Origin of the sequence: Arhodomonas sp. AD133 (assembly GCF_051195215.1) — a bacterium.
Classification (GTDB): domain Bacteria; phylum Pseudomonadota; class Gammaproteobacteria; order Nitrococcales; family Nitrococcaceae; genus Arhodomonas.
In genome coordinates this window covers 1-1,460 of the sequence record NZ_JBNAZM010000139.1, presented here as the reverse complement: position 1 = coordinate 1,460, position 1,460 = coordinate 1, and the positions used below count along the sequence as shown (strand labels likewise).

1 protein-coding gene is annotated in these 1,460 nt (G+C 70.5%); it reads right to left on the bottom strand.

All coding sequences use genetic code 11. From position 1 onward, the window contains the following. Window positions 1-1,460: condensation domain-containing protein (locus ACPEES_RS23355; protein ID WP_435106904.1), on the bottom strand; the 1,460-nt coding region annotated here is incomplete at both ends.

Sequence of the window (1,460 nt, the reverse complement as noted above, 5' to 3'; positions counted from 1 at the left end):
AACAGGGCGATGCCGCTGTCTTCGATGAGGTAGGCCAGCCGCTCGCGCGGGTGCTCAGGGTCCAGCGGTACGTACGCACCGCCGGCCTTGAGAACCGCCAGCAGCCCCACCACGAGCTCGGGCGAGCGCTCCATGGCCACGCCCACCCGCGTCTCCGGGCCCACGCCCCGGGCGATGAGCGCGTGCGCCAGGCGGTTGGCGCGGGCATTGAGCTCGGCATAGGTAAGCACCTGCGCCCCGAAAACCACCGCCGGCGCCTGCGGCGTCGCCGCCGCCTGGCGCTCGATCAGCCGGGGCACCGGCTCCGGGTTCGGGTAACGCCGCGGATTGACACCCCAGCAATCGAGCTGCCGACGCTCGGTCGCGTCGAGCGACTCGACTTCGGCAAAGGAACGCATCTGCGGATCGGCCAGTTGCTGTAGCACGTGCATCAATCGTTGCGCCACGCTATTGGCCGTCGGCTCATCGAGGTGAGCGCGCAAGTAGCCGATGCTGAGCTTGATCGTCTCGCCGCTTTGAACCCCCAACGCCAACGGGTAATTGGTGGCTTCCTGATGGCGGACGTCGCTGAACGAAACGCCGCCTGGTGAGGCGTCTCCCAGAGCCTCGTCCACGGGGTAGTTCTCGAAGACCAGGAGGCTGTCGAACAGCCCCTGGCCGCCATAACCCGCCCAGCGCTGGATTTCGTAGAGCGGCGTGTGCTCGTACTCGCGCAGCGCCAGGTTCGTCGCCTGCACCCCGGTGAGCAACGCCGCCGGCGTGGCCGCCGGGTCCACGGTCACGATCACCGGCAATGTGTTGATGAATAGCCCCAGCATCCGCTCGGCACCCGGCAGCTCCCCCGGCCGCCCCGCCACGGTCGCCCCGAAGCTCACCGTGCGCTCGCCGGTGTAGCGCGACAGCACCAACGCCCACGCCCCCTGCACCAGGGTGTTCACCGTCACCCGCGTGCGCTGGGCGAAAGCCGTCAGCCGCTCAACGCTCGCCTCGTCCAGCGTCACCGCCACCTCGCCATGGCCCGGGGCTGGCTCCCGCGGCACCGGCAGCGCGTCCGCCAGCCGCGTCGGCGCCGCCAGGCGCGCCAGCTGCTCGCGCCAGAACGCCTCCCCCGAGTCGCGCCCCTGCAGCCAGGCGATGTAGTCGCGGTATCCTCCCGCCGGCGCCGCCAGCGCCTCGCCGGCGTAGTACCGCAGCACCTCGCCCATCAGCTGCGAGGTGCTCCAGCCATCGAGCAGCAGGTGATGCAGGCTCCAGATGAAGTGGTGACACCGCTCGCCGGTGCGGATCAGCGCAAAGCGCATCAACGGCGGTTCGGCCAGCGCGAACGGGCGCTGCTGTGTCTCGGCGAGACGCTCCAGCGCCTCGGCCTGATCCGCGCGCCCGCGCCAGTCCGCTTCCGTCCACGGCAGCTCCACGTGACGCGCCACCCACTGCAGCGGCGCCTCGCCCTCGGCGAGAAA